The sequence below is a fragment of the Paraburkholderia sp. genome, from assembly GCF_034668105.1.
GTDB lineage: Bacteria > Pseudomonadota > Gammaproteobacteria > Burkholderiales > Burkholderiaceae > Paraburkholderia.
The window spans coordinates 1-3,518 of record NZ_JAXDPY010000164.1 but is presented as its reverse complement, the minus strand read 5'-3'; the positions used below and the strand labels follow the sequence as shown (position 1 = coordinate 3,518).

At 63.9% G+C, this 3,518-nt stretch carries 5 protein-coding genes; 2 read left to right on the top strand and 3 right to left on the bottom strand.

Going from position 1 to position 3,518, the window contains the following annotated elements:
* Positions 1 to 123: 123 nt before the first annotated feature.
* The 3 genes from QOC89_RS07760 to QOC89_RS07750 all read right to left on the bottom strand — a co-directional run bounded on the left by QOC89_RS07760 (position 124) and on the right by QOC89_RS07750 (position 2,384).
* A complete protein-coding gene (locus tag QOC89_RS07760) occupies positions 124 to 828 on the bottom strand; it encodes an ABC transporter ATP-binding protein (RefSeq protein ID WP_323044493.1) in 705 nt (234 codons plus the stop codon).
* Between the two features lie 19 nt (positions 829 to 847).
* Positions 848 to 2,050 carry an efflux RND transporter periplasmic adaptor subunit gene (locus tag QOC89_RS07755; RefSeq protein WP_323044492.1) on the bottom strand — a complete coding sequence of 401 codons (1,203 nt, stop codon included), beginning with the start codon at positions 2,048 to 2,050 and terminating at the stop codon, positions 848 to 850.
* 190 nt (positions 2,051 to 2,240) lie between these two features.
* A complete protein-coding gene (locus QOC89_RS07750) occupies positions 2,241 to 2,384 on the bottom strand; it encodes a hypothetical protein (protein ID WP_323044491.1) in 144 nt (47 codons plus the stop codon).
* A gap of 206 nt (positions 2,385 to 2,590) precedes the next feature.
* Between QOC89_RS07750 and QOC89_RS07745 the strand changes: the two genes are divergently transcribed.
* Both QOC89_RS07745 and QOC89_RS07740 read left to right on the top strand, forming a co-directional pair.
* The gene (locus tag QOC89_RS07745) at positions 2,591 to 3,193 is read left to right on the top strand and encodes a DUF1326 domain-containing protein (RefSeq protein ID WP_323044490.1); all 603 of its coding nucleotides are present in this window, start codon (positions 2,591 to 2,593) and stop codon (positions 3,191 to 3,193) included.
* A 22-nt stretch (positions 3,194 to 3,215) separates the two neighbouring features.
* A partial coding sequence (locus tag QOC89_RS07740) for a DUF2182 domain-containing protein (RefSeq protein ID WP_323044489.1) occupies positions 3,216 to 3,518 on the top strand: 303 nt, incomplete at its 3' end.

The following is a 3,518-nucleotide window of genomic DNA, read 5'->3' as shown; positions in this document are numbered from 1 at the left end:
GAGCCCGTATGCGAGCACCGCGATCGTGAGCCCGAGCACGGTCAACGCAGTGCGCAGCTTGTGGCGCAGCGCGTTGCGCGTAATCAGCTTCAGCGCGTGCATGACAGGCTGCCGTCGCGCTGATCAGCGTGTGTCGCCATCTGTCAGCTCCCCTTTGTCCAGATACACGAGCGCTTTCGGGGCACCTGCGGCATGTGCGTCGTGCGTGACCATGATGATGGTCTTGCCCAATTCGCGGTTCAGACGTTGCAGCATCGCGAGCACTTCTTCCGCCGATGCGCGATCGAGGTCGCCGGTCGGTTCGTCGGCGACGATGAGCGTCGGGTCGGTGATGACTGCGCGGGCAATCGCGACGCGCTGCTGCTGGCCGCCCGACAGCTCCGACGGATAGTGATGCGCACGGTTCGCGAGGTCGACCATCTCGAGCACCAGCTCGACGCGCTCGCGCCGCTCCTTGCGCGTGAGTCTCGTGAGCATCAGCGGCAACTCGATGTTCTCGAACGCCGTCAGCACCGGCATCAGGTTGTAGAACTGGAAGATAAAGCCGACGTTGGCCGCACGCCATTCGGCCAGCGCCGCTTCCGACAGTTGCGTGATATCGAGCCCGCCCACGCGCAGCACGCCGCCATCGGGCCGGTCGATGCCCGCAATCAGGTTGAGCAGCGTGCTCTTGCCTGATCCCGAAGGCCCCATCAATGCGATGAAGTCGCCTTCTTCGATCGAAAGCGTGATGTTGGACAGTACGGGCACCGTCTGCACGCCGCGCCGGTACGACTTCACGAGGTGCAATATCTCGACGAGCGGCGCAGCGCCATTCGCGCGGTTCATAGCTTGCTGCCTGCTCACGTTATGGCTTCGCCACGTTGACTTTCGCGCCGTCCGTCAGCTGCGCGTCGGGCGCAAGCACCAGCACGTCTCCTGCACGCACGCCGTCGAGCGCAATGAGGTCGCCGAGTTTCGCGCCCGTCGTGACGAGCACCTGATGCACGGTCTCGTCCTTGACGACGAAGACGACGCTGCGTCCGTCGCGCTGAACGACGGCAGCCCGCTGCGCGGCGACGACGGGTCGCCGGTCCTGCGGCGGCACCGGCTTTGACAGGAAGGCGATCTTTGCGCTCATGTCCGGCAGCACGCGTTCGTCGCGATCGACGAAGCGCACCTTGACGAGCACCGTCGCCTTCGAGCGGTCGACGGTCGGCACGATGCGCGATACGCGGCCCGCGAGACGCAGTTCGGGGAGCGCGTCGAGCTGGATCTCACAAGGCGCGTCGACGGCGATCTTCGTGATGTTCGATTCCGCGACATCCGCCTCGACTTCGAGCGTATCCATGTCGGCGATGGTGACGACGGCCCCCTTGCTGTCGGACGCCTGAGAAAACGGTGTGATGTTGTCGCCGACGTTCGCATGCTTCTCGATCACCACGCCGTTGAACGGCGCGCGAATCACAGTCTGATCGACAGCGACCTGTGCGGCCTGCGCGTTCGCCTGCGCCGACACGATGCCCGCGCGGCTGTTGTCGATCGACGCCTTCGCCTTGTCGTAGCGCGCGAAATCGGCGTCGTACTGCGTCGCGGGCATCGCGCCGCTCGGCACCAGAATCGCAGAGCGGCGCAGGTTGAGTTCAGCGTTTTTCAGTTCGGCGACCTGCAGCGCAAGGTTCGCTTGTGCGACCTTCACCTGCGCCTTCGCCTGCGCCAGCGACGCCTGGACGTCCGCACTTTCCAGCCTGGCGATGACTTCATCCTTTTTCACATGCGTGCCTTCGAGCACCCCGAGCCATTCGAGCCGCCCTTGTGCCTTCGACGCCACGGCCGCCTTGCGTTGCGGCACGACGTAGCCCGTCGCGTTCAGCAAGGTGTAGCTCTGCGACGGATAAGCGGAGACGACGGACGTGGTTTGCACGGTGCGCGGGCTGGCGAACCGCAAGCCGGCCACGAGCGCGCCCACGACGATCAACGCGGCCACCCCGTAGCCGGTCCAGTTGCGCCGACGGCGTGCGGTCACCGGCGCGCGGTCGATTTTGAGTCTTTTGAGATCGTGCTCAGCCAATTTTCTATCGGTTCGCCGGGCAGCGCTCGTGCTGCCCCGGCTACTCGCGCTATAGACGGGCACCCAGTATAGCGCTGCGTCTCGCGTGTAAGCTCCGCGCGCCGAACGGCGCCTGAAAACGACGATGCGCCGCCCCTCTAAGAGAGACTGCGCATCGTGCCACGCAGCCTGCCAGCGGCGTTGTTCCAGATCAGTCGTGATCGTGATCGTGATCGCGGTGGCGGTCGCGGTCGTGGCCGTTGTCCCACCGCACGCTGCTGCGACGATAGCTCGTCCAGTTATTGCCGCCCTGCAGTTGAGCTGCGAGCCGCTCACGTCGCACCATGCTTGCCATGTTTGCGAACCTGCAGCGCCCGCGGTCGTGCAGCACAGGGCGCTCCTGGCATGCGACTCACGCCCCTGGCCATTTGGCCTAGACTTGAACTGATTCGCTCGCCAGATTCGGCGTCCGGAATCGCCACTAACGCGCGCAAACGCGCCGTGCCCGAAAGCTGTAAGCGCGCGCACCCTGCCCGTGTTCGAACGAAGGAGGTCAATGCCATGGCCGAGAGCTGGAAGGTTGCCGGTACGTATTTCGAAAGCTGCAACTGCTACGCCCCGTGCAGTTGCGTTTGTCTCAGTCCGCCGTCGGATGGAGACTGCACGGTGCTGATCGGTTGGCACGTCGATCAGGGCGAGCTCGCCGACGTGACACTGGACGGACTCAATATCGCTCTCTTTGCGTATTCGCCGGGTCACATGCTGCAAAGCAAGTGGAAGGTGGCCCTTTATCTCGACGAACGCGGGACACCGAAGCAGCAAGAGGCGTTAGGTAAGATCTTTTCCGGTCAAGCCGGCGGCCCGCTTTCCGCGCTGGGTCCGATGATTGGCGAAGTTTTGGGCGTCATGCCAGCCGCGATCGACTACCACCTCGACGGGAAGCGTCGCAGCCTTCGCATCCCGAATGTGGCGGACGTCGAAATTGAAGCGTTGTCTGGTCAGGATGGAGGCGACGTCACCATCAGCAATCACCCGCTTACCCCTGTCCCGGGATTCGCTGCGGTGATCGGGAAATCGACGCGCTTTAGCTTCACCGACCACGGCTTTTCCAGAGAAATCTCGGACCGAAACGGCTTCTATTCTCCGTTCGCCTACCATGGCTGAGCCAGGTTTTCGGGGCGGGTTGGTGACGCAACGGCTGCCGGTGCGGGACCGCGTGATCGTACTGTCGGGACTCACGGCCGCCGCAACGCTCGCGTGGGCCTACCTGCTGTACATGAACTGGGGCATGGAGCACATGGACGCGGGGGTGGCCATGGCTATCATGCCGCGCATGACGGATTGGGGCGCCATCGATCTGTTGCTGGTGCTGGCGATGTGGGCCATCATGATGGCCGCCATGATGCTCCCGTCGATCGTACCGATGGTTCTCAGTTTCGCGTTCCTGAGCCGTCAGCGGCGTGCGCAACGACTGCCGTATGTGCATACG